This is a genomic window from Virgibacillus sp. M23, from assembly GCF_034190895.1.
GTDB lineage: Bacteria > Bacillota > Bacilli > Bacillales > Amphibacillaceae > Virgibacillus > Virgibacillus salarius.
On the sequence record NZ_JAWDHA010000008.1, the window covers coordinates 17,219 to 37,767 of the forward strand.

Genomic DNA, 20,549 nt, shown 5'->3' on the forward strand with positions numbered 1-20,549 from the left:
CAGCAATGACAAGAGGTATGAAAAAGACCCGAAAATCGGAAAAGATTATTTTCACGAAAAACGGGGTCATTGTCATTATTAAAATCATTTGTCATAGAGCCCATTACGGACACGATCTATCTTCAAGGCACTTCTCCAATAAGCCGCTCACAATAGGCTATCATGTCCGCTACTCTCTGAAAACGCAAATATTGAATAGTAAAGTATGTCATTCTATGAAGCAAAAAATTGCATATTATTATTTGCTTCCTCAACTCTAACATTGAATTAAACTTTTCAAATTTAACAAATGCCATTAACTATCTATCATTAACTTTAATAGCTTCTCACTTTCTTTTCTGCCTTATTCATTTCAAATGCTATAGAACCTAGTTTAGACTTGCTTGACCGAAAAGGAGAAATATCGGTTATTAAACATGTTATACATTCTTACCTTTATTCAAAACATTAATGACCACTCTGCTACTTATACAAAATTGATTTGTAACATTACAACTTAAACCGCCCTACCAATTCATTTAATTCCTCAGCCAATTTAGCAAGATGCTCAGAGCTTCCTGCTACTTCTTCCATGGATCCACTTGATTGCTGTGCTGATGCTGATGTTTGTTCTACACCCGCTGCAGCTTCTTCAGAAACTGAGGCTATTTCCTCTATAGAACCATTCATTTCTTGACTATTAGCCGCAATTTCAGATAAGTGTTCAGATACAGCCTGAATACTTTGAACCATATCTGTAACTGCAGAACTTATATTATTAAACGTTTTACCTGTGGTTTCTATTTGAGATGTCCCTTGTTCTACCTCTGAATATCCATCTCTTAATGAGTCAGCTACAACACTGGATTCAGTTTGTATGGTGGTTACAATTGTCGTAATATCATTTACGGATAGAGCAACCTGCTCCGCCAGCTTTCTTACTTCATCTGCCACAACTGCAAAGCCCTTACCATGCTCACCCGCTCTTGCAGCTTCAATGGCAGCATTTAAAGCCAATAGATTTGTTTGCTCTGCAACATCTTTAATCACCGAAACAAGTTTTGAGATTTCTTGCGATTGGTTATCCAAATTTTGCATCTTTTCTACTGCATCTTTTACAATCCGATCAATTTTAATCATTTGCTCAGTTGAAGCATTCATTAGTTGACTTCCTTTTGTTGTCAGCTCTAATACTTTTCCTGAATTCTCGTGAATACGTTCTCCACTTTCATTTGCTTCTTCAGCTCTGTTAGTGAACGTTCCCATAATGGATGCTAACTCACTGGCACTATTCGCCTGTGTTTCTGCCCCAGTTGCAAGCTCTTCCATTGTTATTGCAACTTGGTCTGCTCCTGCTTTAACCTCACTGGCTGCCTGCGTTAGCTCTTCGCTTTGACTTGAAACAGATTCGGATACTTCAGAAATTCTATTTAATAGATTCCGATTATTATCACTCATTATATTCGTTGCTTTAACAAGTTGCGCAACCTCATCTTTGTTGTTGGTTTTCAACGGTTCTTGACTTAAATCGCCTTTTGCCAAATCATTCATTCGTTTCATAATTATTAAGATTGGATTAGTAAGAGACTTTGCAGTTATTAAAGCTATAATAATACCAATTATTAAAACTAAACCTGATATGATTAAAATAAAGAACACTGTTGAATCACCATACAATATAATTTGTTTTCCTTGTTTATTGACATCATTTTGACTTCTTGAAGATAATTTTTCATTACTATCCATTATTTCATTGGAAAGTGACTTAGCTTCCAATAATATCTCAACAGCCTTATCACGATTACCCGATTCATATTCGGTGATTGAATTAGTTACCATATCTGTCCATTTAGCTTTTTTGTCTATAATGGATTTAATATTTTCTGAATCACTTAAAGTCAACATTTCTTTCTCTATTTCTTTACCTTTTTCCAAATTAGCCTCTAATTGTTTCTTTATCTCCTTATCATTATATAGGAAATAGCCACGAACCATTGATGCACTCTGTGACATATTATAAGAAAAATTTTCATTAATAATTAGGTATGGAACGTCCTTTTCAACAATTTGCTTTGTATTATTATTTAACTTTTCAATAGCAATATAGCTTACCGTTCCTACTATAAATGCTAATGCTATAAGTAACCCAAAACCGAATAACAATTTTGTTTTAATTCTTTTAAATTTGAGTAGTTTTTTCATGCTAGTATCCCCTGTCAGTTTATATAATGGTATAAGATTAATTGCAACCAAACCGAATGACATCATTTGTAATCAAGTTTAATACTTGCACATCCTTTTAAACCCCACCAATATTTGATGCAGGTTTAATCTCTATTTCTTCACTATCTACCACGCTTGTAGCTGCAACGAATAGAAAACTAACGTTATCATTATCTATGCCTACAATTAAAAATACGATTTTCTTCTGTTCTATTTTGTTTTATCAATCTCTTTTTCCAACCAAAATGAATATGCTATTATTCGTAAAATTATAATGCTATTTGGCAAATCGAATGATTTACAAATGACTATTAGTTACTTTTAAAACCTTGGATAGATAGGATTTGATACACAATTAATACAGAAATATGGATCTTCAGCTTACATATAATTATTTTTATAATCCTCTATTTCTTTTCCTCCCTTACAAGTTTATTTTTAAATTCATACTAAAGAACCATTACTAAATACTCATTACATATATCGGTGAATATTATGAGATTGTTAGTTATTTCACTATTGGAAATATAAGGGATTTATGGAGAAGAGTTTGATTACATTCTTGCAAAGAATTGGAGGAACGGGAACGATGTTTGAAGTAAATATAAATGGACAACTGTGTTTAGCAAAGGAAAAGTATACAAGATTGTAATGAAATTTTGAACTTAATACTTGGTCCTAATCTATACTCCATACTTGGCTTTTTAACGGCATCAATAATATTAGTAATTGCAAACATCATTTATGTGTTTTATACAAAAATAAAATCAATGCAGAAAGAAATAAACCTTTTGTTTGTCAGGCTTATTCGGAATGTTGCTTTAAAGTAATACAAAATCTCCCCCAAGTAAATTCCATATTACAATGAAATCAATCTCCGTAATCAGATGCGTTCCTATTAATAATTATTTGCTAATTAGTACTCCAATAGCTTTTACCTAATGTATCAATATCTTCCTTAAAACATAACGGACAATACCTTAAATAACTCAATCTAAGTACTTTATTCCCACCAAATCCAACTAGCTTTTCAAAGTTCATTTTTAAACCATTCGACCATTTTTCAGTCGTCTCGTATATGAAATCCGTTTTCCTTGTGAAATAAAATGGGGATAGAGTATGTTTATCGTTAATTTCCTTAGATGTTACTTTTGAAGTTTGTGGTAGGCATTTAATAAATGAATCAAAGTATTGAGGAAAATAAGAAGAAGATACTAGAACGTTCCTTCCGAATAAATCTTCTAGAGAGTGTAATACATTGAAATAAGAATTGCTATTTCGCATATCCAATATTTTTCTTTTGTTCACTAATGTTCAATTTGGGATTATGCTTCTCTACTAACACAATTACCTCTTCAATCAATAACTCCAATTCTTGTACAGCATTCTGTGGATCACCTATCATTATACTTGTCATTCTGTCATAAAGATTTTCCGGTTTAATCTGCATACGTTCAATATTGAACCGCATCCACTTATAAGCAGGGTGATTTACGTACATATGATTTAAACCAAACAAAACACCAAACAGTTTCTTTTGTACTCCACAGAGGACATCATAAAGCATTAACCAGTCTTGTCGTTTTAATAGTGCATTACGGTTACTCCATCGATTACTCAACCAAAGATTTTCAGTAATCATTTGTTTGGTAAGTCCTAACGGATATTTAGCTATTCTATTTTTTAACCCATTAACTATTTCTTCTCCGAAAAGACTAATTCCATCATCAATAGATGCTAGAATACACTGTTTATTAAAATCAGTTTCGCATCTATCAATTACATCGAAAATAAAACGGTCAACTGTCGTGGACAAAAAGCTACTTATCTCAAACTTAATACCATCTTGATTCATATAAGCTTCGGACCACTCTTCCTCTTCATAGGGATGATACGATAAAATTGTACCCTTAACTTCTTCGATGGGATATTGGCGATCCTCATCTGTTGGAGAATTTGACCACAAAATATGCAATTCAATATCTGAATACTCATCCTGTAAATTCTTTGATACCGAACCAGCCAAAATAATGGCTTCCACTTTTTCATTCTCCCTATATATCTTGGACATGTCTATTGCTTTCTTAAATAAGTCCATTTGTGCTAACTCCCAACCAATTCTATTTGTTCCGTAATCTTGCTTTATTCTAAAATAAAGTGTAGACGCTTACTCTGTAAATAAACCCTTTAATTTAATAACTCTAAAACCACATCTGATCTATGCCTCAATACTAATTGTGTTTTTCTAGCTTTTATATTTAAGTCTTCAATATCTTCTGTTTGTTCTTCCCAGGATAATTTGGTTTCATTTTCTAATTTAACCACTTCATCCTCTATCCATTTTCTATAATACCTATACATTTTTTCCTTATCAATATCAAAAGTCAAATCTAAAAGGTATTCATTCATATCTTCTTATTGATTATTAGGTTCGAATATATCATACATCACTGCAATATAATATCGTTTCATAATATCACCGCTATAATATAATATCTCTATTGATCCTTCTTCAGCTCTTATACCCGTTACTACAGTTACTTTAATACTTTTTAATCATTATTTAATCATCAGAAGGAGTTAGATATTTCTTTTCTCCTATTGTGAAATCAGCCCCTCGTTCTACTTCAACATATAACTTCCTTAGAAGTTTTTTTCATCATACAAACTTTCCCATCATCAAAATTATATATCTTTAGTTTACTTCTAAAGTTGTAAAGTTAAATACTTTAGTTGTATTTTCCCTTAGAAGTCAACGATATTTTTAAGCATTCTTCCTACACTCTTTATTAGCCAATAAATTAGGCGTATAGGTAAAATTACTAACTCAGGTATCCAACACAATACGTCAAGAATGACATTCCAAAACGTATAATTCTCTTTTTCTTTTTTTCTCCTCCTTGCTTTCACTTTCTTCCTTTCCCACCATTCTTTCATTCATATCACCCCCATGAATCCTTCTTTTGAATCTCTATATTTTTTCACATCGTCATTATCTAAATAACCATTATTCAATACGAAAATGATTTAACCTTCCCTTCTAAAATAAATACACTTGGCACTAATTGTTTTAGTATAATTACGATGAATCAGTAAATTAGTTCGTCATTTTGACTGATGAATAATATAAAAAGATTAAGAATTATGACCTCCCCCTAAAGTGGACAAAAAATACGCTTCAGCTTTAGGGGGGATTTTATATCCAAAGCTCAATTTATTATTTTTTTAACTAATCCTCGACTTAATAGCAAGAGCTATTACCTTTTTTTAATTCTATTTATCCTATGTAAAATTGATTTAGAAATAAAAGGAGTTTTTCAAAGAATGTTTATTCTTGATATTTATATTGGTGAAACTAGAGGATTGCATCCAAGTAGGGAGACGAAGCAAAAACCTATTCGAAGAATGTATTGATTTAAAAGGTGGTCTTATAATATGCACTACGATTTAATTTTAAGAAGATTATGTTTGAAAAATAAATAAAAAGAGCGGATAATGTAACCCGCTTTTTTCTAATTTTTCTGCTTGTTATCCATCCAGGATTAAGCTATTTATATCCATAGTTTTTATTAATTTCCCTCTGTTGACTTCTTTTTTTTATAAGTCACACGAACAGCATCCGTAATAAATAATATTATTGCAGCGGTTAAAAAGCCTAGAGTGGTGTATACATTAAGATCAAATATTAAGGTTAAAACAGCTGCCACAACAAAGGCACCTGTACTTGCTATAGTAAGGTACCACCTCGATAGTTTTTTTGATGACATCAAATTTTCTCCTTTCTCCGGTAAGAAGTATACATACCTAAAATTTTACCACTGCAATTAAAATGAATGTTTTGTTACTATTATTAATAATAACAAAATATTCATTTTTTTAAATTCGTAATTAATCTAATTTTATCTACTAATTCCAAAAATCAGAACTAGATCAGCTAAATTAATACTTAAAAAATTTTCGCGAATAAACAAAACATTACAATATAAATCTAGTAAACGTTTACAAAGGTGATGAATAGGAGGTTTTCGCTAAAATTTCTTGTTACATGTTTTTAATTTCGAAAGAGAAATGGACAATAAAAGGGGTTGTGGAAGGTGAGTAGACTACTTAAAACTAGCCACTGTAGCTATTACGGACAAAACAATTGAAATGGTGGAACCAGTTGGCAAATATGACTTCTTAATCAATGGAGAATTAAATCACTTCGATGTTACTATCAGTGATGTCTCAGAGGATGACCAAACACTTTCTGTTAATGAATCCAATGGTCATCTTTTTTGTTTTAAAATAAAGCTCTCTTAAAAAGTTGCGTAGGAAAGAAGAGAAAACCGAGACAAGACAAGGGATGAGCATGAAAAAGACCCGGAAATCGGAAATGTTTATTTTCACGAAATCGGGGTCTTAATCGGAAATGTTTATTTTGTGTCGGAAGTTTACTTTTTAATTAGACACTTTCCTTTCCAACCAAGTAACACACTCCACATGATTGGTCTGTGGAAACATATCAACTGGCTGCACTTCCTTCGTTTCATAGCCACCTTCATCTAATATTTTTAAATCACGAGCTAAGGTAGAAGGATTGCAAGAGACGTAGACAATTCGCTTTGGCTCCATTTCAATCATAGCTTGAAGGAATTCCACTTCACAGCCTTTTCGAGGCGGATCGACGACTATGACATCTGGTCGAAGTCCTTGAGCCTTCCACCACGGCATAATTTTCTCAGCTTCACCAACAACAAATTCAGTGTTCGTAATGCCATTTAATTTGGCATTCATTTTGGCATCATTTATTGCTTCTGGAACCACTTCAATACCGTACACCTTCTTCGCCTGCTGAGCTAAAAATAAAGATATCGTTCCTATTCCGCAATAGGCATCAACAACAATATCATTTGCTCCAAGTTTTGCATATTCCAACGCTTTATCGTATAACACCTTTGTTTGAGGTGGATTCACCTGATAAAAGGATTTAGCGGAAATAGCAAAGCGAATATCACCTATCGTATCGTATATATAGGTTTCGCCCCAAATTACCTTTGTTTTCTTTCCCAAGATAACATTTGTCCGTTGGCTATTCACATTGTGAACAATCGATTTTATATGTGGGTACGTTTCCGTTAATTCCTTTATTAGCTTGTCCTGATACAGCAGCTTTTCCGTTCGTGTAACGATAACGATCATCGCATCATTTGTTTCTCTACCAGTTCGGACCATAATATGTCGTAATACTCCACGGTTTTGCTTTTCATCATAAGCTTTAATCCCTAATCGATCGGCAATTCTGCGAACAGCTTCTACAAGTCGGTCATTACTATCATCCTGAATGACGCACGTATCCATATCATCAATAATCTGGTGACTTCGTTTTTGATAAAAACCTGTTATTAATTCACCATGCTTATCCCCTACCGGAATTTGTACTTTATTACGATATCTCCAAGGGTCCTTCATACCAATGGTAGGATGTACGGGAACTTGTTCCATATGTGCTATTTTTCGCATAACATTCTTTACTTGATTCTGTTTCATATCCAACTGCATAGCATAGCTCATATGCTGCAGCTGACAGCCGCCGCATTTATAATACACATCACATGGGGGCTCGACACGCTCTGAGCTTGCTTGTCTCACCTCTACTAGTTTGCCGAATCCAAAGTTTTTGTTTACTTTAACAACTTTTACCTCGGCTTCCTCCCCTGGTAGCCCATAAGGTACAAATAGTGGATACCCATCAATTTTGCCTACACCATTTCCTTCATGGGTAAGATCTTCGAAAGTGAGCGTGATGGTTTGATTCTTTTTTACTGGTGCTGTTTGTTTCGCCATGTATATCTTCCTTTACGTGCTAGTCTGTGGTCTTATCTTAACATAACTCTAACCAATAGTATGAACAAAAAGAAGACTACTGCATTCAGTAATCTTCCCCTTCTTTATCGATAAATTCAGTTGGAACACAAAAGTCGATATGTTGCTGCAAATTTATAAATTCTCCGGGCAACAATCCACCAAATTCCCCATCAATATTTAATTGCATCTTCTCATCTGTCGTAACTGTCACATGCTTCGCTTTTTCATAAATGACATGCTTGTCTTCTAAATGAGCTCCCCGCAATGCAAGCGTGGCAATACGAATAAACTCTGCTAAGTTCGTTTTGCGCAAAATAATTAAGTCAAAATATCCGTCTTGCATATTTGCTTCAGGTGCTAACTTCTCAAAGCCACCAACAGAATTCGAATTGGAAATAAGAAATAACATAATATCCTCATCAATAACATTGCCATCATACTCTATTTTTGCTCGAATTGGCTTTAAGGACGGAAGCATCTCGATTCCCTTCATATAATAAGCTAACTGTCCAAGCATTGTTTTTAGCTTACTCGGAACCTCGTAGGTTAGCTCCGTTAACTTTCCACCACCGGCAATATTTATAAAATAATGATCATTTACTTTGCCGATATCTAAAAGCATCGATTGACCATCTACAATAACATCAACCGCTTTTTTTATATCTCTTGGAATGCGTAATGCTCTAGCAAAATCATTGGTTGTACCAACTGGTATAATCCCCAGCCTTGGCCGATGTTCCTGTTCGGCAATTCCATTAATCACTTCATTAATGGTGCCGTCGCCTCCAGCAGCAATAACGAGATCATATCCTCGGTCAACCGCTGTCCTTGCAGCTGTTATCGCATCTCCTTCACAGGTGGTTGCGTGGGTTGATGTTTCATATCCAGCAATTTCGAGCTTTTCTAGAACTGCCGGTAATTCTTTTTTAAAGGCTTCTCTGCCAGATGTGGGATTATAAATAATACGTGCTTTCTTCATTTCATTCCCTCCGCATTGCATGAAATATGCAGGGTCCTTCAACTATTTAAGTCACTAGGTCTCATGGTTTATTTTTCAGTCCAACATCTATCATAGACCTTTTCCATCATTTTGAAAAGGGGAATTGTTGAATTGTTTCGTGAATATGCATTATTTTCCAATGTGTAACTGACTGCAAATACGAGACTACCAATGCTTTTCATTGGTAGTCTTGCCTCCACACTATTTTTTATTTATTTCCTCTAATAGGAGCTTATTTACCATAGGTGGATTTGCTTGTCCTTTTGTTGCCTTCATTACTTGACCGACTAAGAAGCCGACTGCTTTATTTTTACCATTCTTATAATCGATAATCGATTGTTCGTTTTGATCTAGCACACCCGCTATAATTCCGCGTAATTGCCCTTCATCGGAAATCTGCACAAGCCCTTTTTCTTTTACTATCTTTTCTGGGTCTCCACCCTTTTCTACTAATTCAGCAAAGACTTTCTTTGCAATTTTCGAAGAGATGGTACCATCTTCAATTAATTGGATCATCTTAGCTAATGCTTCTGGTGTAATTGCTAATTCATGCAATTCCTTGTAATGCTTATTCATATAAGCAGAGATTTCTCCCATTAGCCAGTTCGACACCTGCTTCATATCCGCATCATGAGCTATTGCTTCTTCAAAGAAATCAGCCATTTGCTTGGAATTGGTCAATACGGCAGCATCATATTCTGGTAAACCAAGTTCTTCCATATAACGTTTTTTACGTGCATCCGGAAGTTCAGGAATTTCTTGACGAATTCGCTCTTTCCACGCCTCATCAATATATAGAGGTACTAAATCAGGTTCAGGGAAATATCGATAATCGTCTGATCCTTCCTTCACTCGCATTAGAATCGTTTCTTTTGATTTTTCATCATAGCGTCGCGTTTCTTGGAGGATTTCTCCTCCGGAAAGCAATACTTTTTCCTGACGCGTTTCTTCAAACTCTAAGCCCTTTTGTACAAAGCTAAAGGAGTTTAAATTTTTCAATTCTGCTTTGGTGCCAAATTCCTCTTGTCCAAGTGGACGTAGAGAGATATTTGCATCACAGCGTAGCGAACCTTCCTCCATTTTCACATCCGATACACCAGTATATTGAATAATATTTTTTAATTTTTCTAAGTAGGCATATGCTTCCTCTGGGGAACGCATATCTGGCTCAGAAACAATCTCTATCAATGGCGTACCTTGACGATTGAAGTCTACAAGCGAATATCCATCATCACCATGGGTAAGCTTACCAGCGTCTTCCTCTAAATGTAGACGTGTAATTCCGATCCGTTTTTTCTTGCCATTTACTTCTATTTCAATCCAGCCATTTTCGCCAATTGGCTGATCAAATTGGGAAATCTGATACGCCTTTGGATTATCTGGATAAAAATAGTTCTTACGGTCAAATTTTGTATTTGTAGCAATGTCACAATTAAGAGCCATCGCTGCCTTCATTGCGAAATTAACAGCTTCCTCATTTAATACTGGTAATACACCAGGGTATCCCAGATCAATTGGGTTTACGTTGGTATTTGGATCTGTACCAAATTCATTCGTACTTGGACTGAATATTTTGGATTGTGTTTTTAATTCAACATGTACCTCTAAGCCAATAATTGTTTCGAAATTCATGCGTTGGCACCTCCTAATTGAGGGCGTTGTTTATGATGATCTGTCGCTTGTTCATATGCATGGGCTGCACGGAATACGGTGTTTTCATCAAAATGCTTCCCAATAATTTGCAGTCCGATTGGTAAGCCTTGATCAGAAAAACCGCAAGGAACAGAAATTCCTGGAACGCCTGCAAGGTTGACTGGAATGGTTAAGATATCATTTGCATACATCGTTAATGGATCATCCACCTTTTCCCCAACTTTAAATGCTGGCGTAGGCGTAGTAGGTCCAATAACAACATCATAGTCTTCAAAGATTTTATCAAAATCATTTTTAATTAATGTCCGTACTTTTTGAGCCTTTTTATAATAAGCATCATAGTAGCCAGAACTAAGCGCAAAAGTTCCTAACATAATACGACGCTTAACCTCTTCTCCAAAGCCTTCACTACGTGATTTTTTAAACATATCAATCATATTATTAGCATTTTCCGAACGCACGCCATAACGGACACCGTCAAACCGAGCTAGGTTCGCAGAAGCTTCAGATGATGAAAGTAAATAATAAGTTGCCACTGCATATTTGGAATGTGGTAACGACACTTCCTCCCACGTTGCACCTAATGATTCATATACCTTAAGTGCTTGCAGAACCGATTCCTTGACCTCTGGTGCTACACCTTCAGCAAGGTATTCCTTTGGTACGGCAATTTTCAATCCTTTCACATCACCGGTTAGTGCCTCCGTATAAGCTGGTACTTCTACAGCTGCGCTTGTAGAATCCATTGGATCATGTCCAGCGATTACTTCCAGAACACGTGCATTATCTTCTACATTACGTGTAATTGGGCCGATTTGATCTAAGGATGAAGCAAAGGCAACCAAACCAAAACGTGATACGCGTCCATATGTCGGCTTTAAGCCTACTACTCCACAGAATGCAGCTGGTTGACGAATTGAGCCGCCCGTATCTGAACCTAAAGAGAATAATACTTCTCCTGCTGCTACGGCTGCTGCTGATCCACCACTAGATCCACCTGGTACATAATCGGTATTCCAAGGGTTACGAGTTGGTTCGTAACTGGAATTTTCATTTGAAGAACCCATTGCAAACTCATCCATGTTCAACTTTCCAATCGTAACTGCTTGCTGGTGATTTAATTTGTTAACTACAGTAGCGTTATACAAAGGGTCATTAAAATTGTCGAGGAATTGACTTGCACATGTGGTGCGTAACGCCTTTGTGACAATGTTATCCTTAATACCACTAGGCATTCCAAATAATGCGGTATGTTTATCTGCTGCCTCGTCCAATTCTTTCGCATAGGCATTAGCATTTTCTTCATTTAATGTAAGAAATGCATGAACCTTGTCATCGACTTCTTTAATCCGTTGATAAGAAGCTGCTACTAAATCTTGAACGGTAATTTCATGATTATGTAGTTTTTGTTCTAATTCTTTAATCGTATGATCAAATAATGACATGCTTTTCCCTCCTACTCCAAAATAGATGGTACACGATACTGTCCATCTTGCTGATCAGGAGCATTTTTCATTGCTTCCTCCTGCGTTATCCACTTCTTTGGCTTATCCTTACGAAGCACATTCTTAATGTCTAACACGTGCGTCGTTGGCTCAACATCTGATGTATCTAATTCGTTAAGCTGCTCCGCATATGTAATGATCGAGCTTAATTGCTCTGTAAACATTTCTACTTCTTCCTCGCTAACTTCCAAACGAGCCAAATGAGCAACATGCTTTACTTGATCCTTCGATATATCTGCCACTAGCTTTCCCTCCAAATCTGTTTCTTCTATATTATATACATCTATTGCTTATCCATAAACTTTGGTAACACTATTGATAATAGCAGAACGACCCAACAATAATCAACTATGAAAGAAAAGCGAAGGTGTTTGATTTACGGTGCAGGAACTGCATCCATGCCTTACGTACGAAGCAGTGTTATTCAAAATGGCAATTTGCCGTTTATGCTTCTATAGGGCATCCACAATTTATAAAGTAAAACTTCCATTCATGGGGGCTGTTTATCTCCACGGATGGTTAGTACCACAAGGGTATGACCTAAAGGCCTCTGAGCCAATCGGACATTTACTGGCAGTTGTCCCCACACTTTTCCTTATTGGATTCACCTTATTGCTTGAATGGGGGGGTTACTGCCAGTTATATGCGGGATAAAAAAAGGCAAATTATTTTAATAAAGAAAAAGCCGAACTATTATTCGAATTAATGGTTGCCCCAGAAGATAGATTTTTCACGCTAACTTCTGGGAGCGATACCTACCTTAACATTCGAATCTGTTCGGCGTTGCTGGTTCTAAAATTTGTTGCGGCTTTGATAAAGTCCTTGAATTCGTTTATACTTTTTTCTATTGTTCTTTCGTTATTAGAAGCAGCGTTTAAGCCACATCTTATTACTTGTGATTTACTCTTTCAATTTTTCTAAGGTCTCGTCAAAGTCTGATTTTAGCTCAGGATCTGTTTTGCCAAGAAGACTCACAACGATTGCTACAATCATATTCATAATGAAGCCGGGAACAATTTCATATAAATCAAAGATTCCACCAGAAAATAGATCTCCCCAGATAATAACAGTAACTGCACCAACGATAATACCTGCTAGTGCACCATTTCGAGTAATGCCTTTCCAGAATAGTGACAGGATAATGATTGGACCAAACGCTGCACCGAAACCAGCCCATGCATAACCAACGAGATCAAGAACAGAGCTTTCCGGGTTCATGGCAATAATTAATGCTACAATCGCAATCAATACCGTTGCTATTCTTCCAACCCAGACTAATTCCTTCGCAGATGCTTTTTTACGGAAAATCGCTTTATAGAAATCCTCCGCTACTGCTGATGAAGATACGAGCAATTGTGAATCTACTGTACTCATAATTGCTGATAAAATAGCAGCTAACAGCACACCAGCTACTACAGGGTGGAATAAAATCTGTGAAAATGCAATAAAGATTTTTTCTGGATCAGCCAACACTTGAAGTCCATCTTGATTAGCCACTTCAATTCCAAATTGGCTTAGAATCGGTACTTCTTGTGTACTTATAAATGCTAATCCAATAAAACCAGTAAATATGGCACCGTAAAGTCCTAAAATCATCCACGCCGTACCAATAAATTTCGCTTTTGGTACATCTTTCGCTGAACGCAATGCCATAAAACGGACTAAAATATGCGGCTGACCAAAATAACCAAGTCCCCATGCTAGTGAAGAAATAATTGCCATTATTCCAACACCTTGAACCATATTAAGATGTGATGGATTGATTTCTCCGACTGCTTGTACAGCGTCACTCCATCCACCCATTTGGTTTAACGCGACAATTGGTACAATAATGAGTGCAAGAAACATAAGAATACCTTGTATAAAATCAGTCCAAGATACTGCCAAAAATCCTCCAAGTAACGTATATGATACAACAACGATCGCACCGATCCAAAGTGCTGTCATATAGTCAAGACCAAAAGATGCCTCAAATAATTTTGCACCTGCAACTAATCCTGAAGATGTGTAAAAGGTGAAGAATAATAAAATTACTAAAGCAGATATAACACGGAGAATATGTGATCTATCCTTAAATCTATTTTCAAGGAAATCAGGGATTGTAATCGAGTTATTTGATACTTCGGTGTAAATACGTAAACGTTTGGCAACAAACTGCCAATTTAAATAAGCACCTGTTGCAAGACCAATTCCCATCCAAGCTTCTGACATTCCAGATGCATAGATTGCGCCTGGTAAACCTAGTAACAGCCATCCACTCATATCAGATGCCCCAGCACTTAATGCTGCAACGCCTGGTCCTAGGTCTCGCCCACCGAGGACATAATCGGATAAGTTATTGGTACGATAATACATGACGACGCCGATAGCCAGCATCCCAAGTAAATATACAATAAAGGTTATTAATGTTGTAAGATCCACGTACTATTTTCTCCTCTCAGTAAATAAAGTAATGATCGATAATAAAAGTACAATTGGCATTGGAACAAATAACCAAAACCAGGTAGCACCTCGAATCGCATATTCCATACAAACAATGCCCCTCTCTCTAAAAATATAGCATTATTATTTTGAGATTCATTTCTCAAATAAGCACATCGACTATGATTTCATATAATTAATTATTTTTCAAGTTACATAGGGCTCACAAATGGCGCCCTATCAAGCTTCCTACTAAATAGAACTATCATATACAGTGATATGTTATGAAGAATAATCATTTTCATACATGAAAGAGATAAGAGTTCCGTATATGTAAATATAGTCCAAATCCTTTTAAATAACTCCTAATAACTCAAAATTTCTATATAAAAATTTTTTTCAATAAATTTTTCAATCTGAGCCATATGCTGTAGATTATTCCGCTAAAGTGCTGGAAGACTTCCACTTTAAGAGCCTGTGTTGGTACAAAAGGGACTAAGTGGGAGAAAACGACACCTAAATACCCAATTTGTTCAGAACCTTTGGGTCATACTCTTGTGGTACGAACATTCTGTAGGTAATAGGTGGAAAACTCCTACGGAATGAAGTTTCACTTTATCGAAACATAAGCGCAAGCGCCAGATTAGAAACGTAGCGACTGGAGCGAATCAACGAAGATAAAGGAATCACGGTGAGCTTGCGAGCCAATGATAACTTATCCTAGAGCGATTCGTGAAGTAGCCTATCTGGGCGCTAGAGCTGGACGTGGCTCAACACGCCCCTATTTCTCCATAGGCTCAAATTTTATATTCTCCTAGACTACAAAAAAAGTCCCGGAATGGGTTCCACGCCATCCCAGGAAAATCCATCATATAGTAATAGGGTAAAAAAATTTAAAAACCAGTTTGCGAAAAAATCAAAAATAACTAAAATTGTGATACAGGTTGCCCAATAGACACAACCTCAGGCTCGAGTTCATGAGCTAATTCTGTTGAATTATTGTCATGAGTATTTAAAAATCCTATCATAAGAAGTGAGCCTAATGCCATTGAAGCAAATAACTTCTTCATTAACATCCCCCCCTTTAAAGATTAATTAATTCATTATAAGCTGAATTTGCTAGTTTATAATATTTAACAGATTCTTTATACTTACCAAGCTTTTCAAAATGGCTGCCAAGCATTTTAGCATAGACAACTAAATTGCTATGGTCGTCATGCTGCTTCAGATAAGGTATAAATTCATCTGTTACTAATGCCCTGAACTTTTCTTGCTCATTGTTTAATGCATATGTGTACGTATGAATAATATAGTAATACAGTTGATAATAATGATCATCACTAGCTAAGTCTAATATTGTTAAAGCTTTTTTAATCATTTCCTTTGTTTTTTCATAATCTCCAATATTATAATATTCTTTTATTAATGATGTTATTGATGCAAGTCTTTCTTTTATTTTTATCGCTTCATCATCTTCTTCTTCAATAACAAAAACATAGTATTTAATAGCTTCTTCAGTATTGCCAATCTTAGAGTGAGCATATCCTAAATTTAGATTCGCTAACTGAATTACCTGTTTATTTTTATTTAGTTCACCTAAATGCTTTGCTAAATTATAATTTTTAATAGCTTTATCATACATATCAATTCTGCGGTAGGAAATCCCTAACAGTATATGGCATTGGGCACAACGGATAAAATTATAATTTCGTTGAAAGACATCCATCGCCTTATTGGCATAATCAATAACTTCCAACGTATTTCGTAACTTACTATTTGTGACTGAAATCGTATAATGTAAATCCGCAACTTCCTCTTCATCAAGATCTACCTGATTTATTTTATCCTCTGCCATCTTATACAATCGCATTGCTTGATTAAATTCTCCAGTAAATGAATAATAATTCCCCTTAAATTTGTACCAATAATAAAGATGGTCATTATCAAATGAATTAACCATTTCACTTAATTCATTCATCTTAGATAACGCTTTATCGATTTGTCTTAAGATTATATAGTATCTAATTTTGTGAATCTCAAATAGAAAAAAGCTATCATTAATGCTTCTGTCCATTAATGCTTGTAAATCCTTATATGTATCGATTATCTCTTTTTTGTCATATACATCAAAAAGCATTGCATACCATTGCTTACACTTTTTTTGTAAGTCTGTATCAACTCCATCGATCAATTCGATACCAAGTCGATTACATAGTAATTGAATTATTTCAGGGCTCGCGTCTGTTTTTTTATTTTCGATCTTGGATAAATAGGATAGTGAAACGATGCCTTCTGCTAACTCTCCTTGTGTCATCTCTTGCTTCGTACGCTGCAGTTTGATAAAGGGACCTATTTCTATCAACCTTCCCACCTACCATCTACTTTTTATTATGCTACTTTATTTTGTATAGTCATATTATAACATAATTTCAGATAATTCATATTGGGAAAATAATAGAGAAATGAACACTATTTATAGGCGAAACAGGCAAAAAAACTTTCCGATTTTCCTCACAGAGGAAAATTAGTCCTTGTTCGACATGAATCATGGTAAGAAACCTGAATTATTTATATGACTATTTTATTATGAATTTACAACTTTTCGGAAGTCTTCGAAAAACACAAGTCACTTTTAGGTAATCTGGTCTGTCTCTTTCGTATAAGAATTTACGAAAAATTGTACATTATTGTTTAGTTCTCGTTTGTTTTCCTGACTTTCCTAACCAAATAAAGTAAAAGGATGGAGACGATCTCCATCCTTTTACTTATTACTTTCTTTATTAATGGAAAATATGCACCGTCGGCTTATCGGCTCCTGCCTCACGGTATATCATACTTTCTAGTTTATCACTGGAAGTAATTTTAATCTCTAAATCATAGTAATCCTTAAACATATCCTGTACTAATCCATAGGCATACTGTGTGAAGCCAACCACTTCACCTTTTCCGTAGAATTCAATCGGGATTTCAATTGTCATCTTTTGCAATTCTTCATTCATATAGAATCCTTCCCCAATGACTCCTACATAGTTTGGAAAATATGAAGCAATTTCTTTTCCAAAGCTAGTAACGATCTCTTGATCCTCATAATATTTTTTCTTCCCCTCGTCGGAAGGGAATAAAACATATTCTTCATCAATCGTATCCCAATCACCAATGGATGCACTATTACTAGGAACATTAGTCTTTGCAACAAAATTTCCTGGAACTGGGGAAGATTGATCTTCCTCCCTATATAAAGCCATCATCACGGGTACTTTTTCTAAACCTTCGATTTCTCGAATACTTTTTATGACCTTCTGGGCAATCTTATTTCCTTCCTTTAGCATTTCAGACTTGGAAATCGATTCATAATAGTAGGGACCACCGGGCTCCGTTTGGAAGCGATAAACGGATTTCATTGCAATTCCAAGCGATATTCCGGCTAATTCTACAGATTTATCCTCTTTTTTAACTAAGTAATTTTGCTCTAAAACATGAGAAAGATAACGTGGATTATCCTCAAAGTATTTTTTCTTGGCCTTTTCCTTTTTAGGCGGGTTTAACTTATCAATCCATTTAAGCACAGTATCTTCATCAATATATTGACCTTCCTGAAATAAATATTTCTTTGGATCATACACTTCCTTGGATTGACGACGTAATCCTTCCTCCATCTCATCTATATCTAGTCGATTGGCCACTTGTCCAACGATGACTCCCCTAGCTTTCCCAGGTTCAAAGGGAAGGATCATTTTATAATTCTCCTCCGATAATTGATAGCTTGGTACAATTGCTGTTTCCTGCTTCGAATCAGATTCATCGTTTTGAACAACTTCTTCTTCATTGACATCGGGAGCACAGCTTGTCACGAATAAAAGCACGCCCAGTAACCAAATACTTAATTTTTTCATGACTTACACTCCTCCATTTTCAATAGCTTGCTGAAATTGTTCTTCGTTCCATACGTCAACTTCAAGCTTCTGGGCTTTCACCAGCTTCGATCCGGCATCTTCTCCTGCGATTAGGATATCCGTCTTTTTACTAACACTGCCAGTAACAGACCCACCTAATCCCTCAATGATTTCCTTTGCTTGAGGCCGAGTAAAATACTCCATTTTCCCTGTTAATACAATCGTCTTCCCATGAAATATGCTTTCCTCTGTTTGTGTAGAAGGCTTCGTTCCTAAATACGTCATGTTAATTCCCAGATCTCTTAGCTCATTTAAGAGATCAATAACTTGCTGCTCTTGAAAATATTGCGCGATTGAATCAGCCATTTTATCTCCAATTTCATTTATTTCTAATAGATCTTCATATGTTGCTTTTTGCAGGTTATCCATCGTTTCAAATTCCATTGCTAATGTCTTTGCAGCCTTTGATCCGACAAATCGAATACCTAATCCAAACAGCAGGCGCTCCAGTGAATTCTCCTTTGATACTTCAATAGCACGTAATAAATTATCAACTGACTTTTCGCCCATACGTTCTAACTCAAGCAATTCTTCTTTTTTCAGACGGTAAATATCAGCTATTGTATGCACAAGGTTCTCCTGAAAAAGTTGAATAATTACTTTCTCTCCTAAACCATCAATATTCATAGCATTACGTGAAACAAAGTGAATAAGCCCTTCCTTCAATTGCGCAGGACAACTAGGATTAATACAACGTAAGGCAACTTCCTCTTCTAATCTAACTAATTCACTCCCACAGGCTGGACATTCAGCTGGCATATGGAATTCCTGCTCTGAGCCAGTACGCGCTTCGACCATCGCTCGTACCACTTTCGGGATAATATCACCAGCTTTTTTAATCACTACGGTATCGCCAATACGGATATCCTGTTCTCGGATAAGATCCTCATTGTGCAAGGAAGCTCGTTGTACGGTAGTTCCAGCTACTTTTACAGGGTTGAGAATAGCCGTTGGTGTGACAACGCCAGTTCTCCCTACACTTAATTCAATATCCGTTAATTTTGTTACTGCTTCTTCTGCTGGAAATTTATAAGCAATTGCCCAGCGTGGACTTTTCGCAGTAAAACCTAACTCCTCTTGTTGCTTGAGATTATTTACTTTTATAACTATCCCATCGATTTCATAATTTAAATTTGGACGTTCATTCGTCCAATAGGAAACATACTCTAAAACTTCATCAATGGTATCGCATTTTTTCCACTCTGGGTTTGTTTTCAGCCCTAACTCCTTCAGTCGTTCCAAACGCTCACTATGTGTGGTTAGTTTACTATTTTCCCACACACCAACCCCATAGAGAAAGATGTCCAAATTTCGCTTAGCAGCAATCTTTGGGTCAAGCTGCCGTAAAGAACCTGCTGCCGCATTACGAGGATTCGCAAAGGGCTCTTCCTCATTTGCTTCTTTTTCCTTATTTAAGGCTAAAAACGATTGATGAGGCATAAATGCTTCACCACGAACTTCAATGGTTTCCGTTTCTTTAATGGATAGTGGGATACTACGAATGGTTCGCAGATTACTAGTAATATCCTCACCTGTCGTACCATCCCCACGCGTAGCTCCACGTACCAATTTTCCATTTTCATACGTCAGCGAAACAGCTAAACCATCAATTTTTAATTCACAGACAAATTGAACTGGTTCATCTGTTCCCTGACTTGCGCGTCGTGCAAAATCTCGCAAATCCTGTTCATTAAACGCATTTCCCAAGCTTAACATCGGAATCTTATGCTGAACTTTTTGAAATGTGTCTAACGGTTCTCCGCCCACTCTTTGCGTTGGAGATTCGGCAGTTACCAGGTCTGGAAAAGCCTCTTCAAGTTTTCGCAGTTCCTGCATTTTCTGGTCATAGACCACATCTGGAACGGAAGGGTTATCCAGCACGTGATATTCATAATTATAGTGATTTAAAATTTCGGTTAATTGCTTAACCTTATCTTGTGCCTGTTGTCGATCCATGCAAGCACCTCC

Annotated in this window: 16 protein-coding genes; all 16 read right to left on the reverse strand. The window is 36.0% G+C overall.

The genetic code is table 11. The annotated features are described in order from the left end of the window. Nucleotides 1-489: 489 nt before the first annotated feature. Nucleotides 490-2,181 carry a methyl-accepting chemotaxis protein gene (locus RVS70_RS04785; RefSeq protein WP_121604651.1) on the reverse strand — a complete coding sequence of 564 codons (1,692 nt, stop codon included), beginning with the start codon at nucleotides 2,179-2,181 and terminating at the stop codon, nucleotides 490-492. Nucleotides 2,182-3,114: 933 nt separating this feature from the next. After that, on the reverse strand, nucleotides 3,115-3,486 hold the full coding sequence (locus RVS70_RS23360; RefSeq protein ID WP_374488431.1) for a TniQ family protein: 372 nt from the start codon (nucleotides 3,484-3,486) through the stop codon (nucleotides 3,115-3,117). Continuing rightward, complete coding sequence (locus RVS70_RS04790; protein WP_228088948.1) at nucleotides 3,476-4,300, reverse strand: DUF4037 domain-containing protein; 825 nt, start codon at nucleotides 4,298-4,300, stop codon at nucleotides 3,476-3,478. Before RVS70_RS04790 ends, RVS70_RS23360 begins: the two co-directional genes overlap by 11 nt. 89 nt (nucleotides 4,301-4,389) lie before the next feature. Continuing rightward, on the reverse strand, nucleotides 4,390-4,611 hold the full coding sequence (locus RVS70_RS04795) for a hypothetical protein (RefSeq protein WP_228088949.1): 222 nt from the start codon (nucleotides 4,609-4,611) through the stop codon (nucleotides 4,390-4,392). A 336-nt stretch (nucleotides 4,612-4,947) separates the two neighbouring features. Then, complete coding sequence (locus RVS70_RS04800) at nucleotides 4,948-5,139, reverse strand: hypothetical protein (protein ID WP_228088950.1); 192 nt, start codon at nucleotides 5,137-5,139, stop codon at nucleotides 4,948-4,950. A gap of 632 nt (nucleotides 5,140-5,771) precedes the next feature. Next, on the reverse strand, nucleotides 5,772-5,969 hold the full coding sequence (locus RVS70_RS04805; RefSeq protein ID WP_321132562.1) for a hypothetical protein: 198 nt from the start codon (nucleotides 5,967-5,969) through the stop codon (nucleotides 5,772-5,774). 673 nt (nucleotides 5,970-6,642) lie between these two features. Further along, entirely contained in the window at nucleotides 6,643-8,028 is a 1,386-nt protein-coding gene (rlmD, locus tag RVS70_RS04810) for a 23S rRNA (uracil(1939)-C(5))-methyltransferase RlmD (protein WP_321132563.1), read from the reverse strand. An 85-nt stretch (nucleotides 8,029-8,113) separates the two neighbouring features. After that, the gene (locus tag RVS70_RS04815) at nucleotides 8,114-9,028 is read right to left on the reverse strand and encodes a diacylglycerol kinase (RefSeq protein ID WP_166530064.1); all 915 of its coding nucleotides are present in this window, start codon (nucleotides 9,026-9,028) and stop codon (nucleotides 8,114-8,116) included. A 222-nt stretch (nucleotides 9,029-9,250) separates the two neighbouring features. Then, nucleotides 9,251-10,681 carry an Asp-tRNA(Asn)/Glu-tRNA(Gln) amidotransferase subunit GatB gene (gene gatB / locus RVS70_RS04820; protein WP_205389617.1) on the reverse strand — a complete coding sequence of 477 codons (1,431 nt, stop codon included), beginning with the start codon at nucleotides 10,679-10,681 and terminating at the stop codon, nucleotides 9,251-9,253. Beyond that, a complete protein-coding gene (gene gatA / locus RVS70_RS04825) occupies nucleotides 10,678-12,147 on the reverse strand; it encodes an Asp-tRNA(Asn)/Glu-tRNA(Gln) amidotransferase subunit GatA (protein WP_026682829.1) in 1,470 nt (489 codons plus the stop codon). The genes gatB and gatA overlap by 4 nt, the downstream gene beginning before the upstream one ends. Before the next feature lie 11 nt (nucleotides 12,148-12,158). Beyond that, complete coding sequence (gene gatC, locus RVS70_RS04830) at nucleotides 12,159-12,449, reverse strand: Asp-tRNA(Asn)/Glu-tRNA(Gln) amidotransferase subunit GatC (RefSeq protein WP_026682830.1); 291 nt, start codon at nucleotides 12,447-12,449, stop codon at nucleotides 12,159-12,161. 658 nt (nucleotides 12,450-13,107) lie between these two features. After that, a complete protein-coding gene (gene putP, locus RVS70_RS04835; RefSeq protein WP_321132564.1) occupies nucleotides 13,108-14,628 on the reverse strand; it encodes a sodium/proline symporter PutP in 1,521 nt (506 codons plus the stop codon). Nucleotides 14,629-15,554: 926 nt separating this feature from the next. After that, nucleotides 15,555-15,698, reverse strand: coding sequence for a hypothetical protein (locus RVS70_RS04840; protein ID WP_161629293.1), 144 nt, complete (start codon nucleotides 15,696-15,698; stop codon nucleotides 15,555-15,557). 14 nt (nucleotides 15,699-15,712) lie between these two features. After that, complete coding sequence (locus RVS70_RS04845; RefSeq protein ID WP_026682833.1) at nucleotides 15,713-16,990, reverse strand: helix-turn-helix domain-containing protein; 1,278 nt, start codon at nucleotides 16,988-16,990, stop codon at nucleotides 15,713-15,715. Between the two features lie 418 nt (nucleotides 16,991-17,408). Next, a complete protein-coding gene (locus tag RVS70_RS04850) occupies nucleotides 17,409-18,521 on the reverse strand; it encodes a CamS family sex pheromone protein (RefSeq protein ID WP_321132565.1) in 1,113 nt (370 codons plus the stop codon). Nucleotides 18,522-18,524: 3 nt separating this feature from the next. Continuing rightward, nucleotides 18,525-20,537, reverse strand: coding sequence for an NAD-dependent DNA ligase LigA (ligA, locus tag RVS70_RS04855; protein WP_321132566.1), 2,013 nt, complete (start codon nucleotides 20,535-20,537; stop codon nucleotides 18,525-18,527). Between the last annotated feature and the right edge of the window lie 12 nt (nucleotides 20,538-20,549).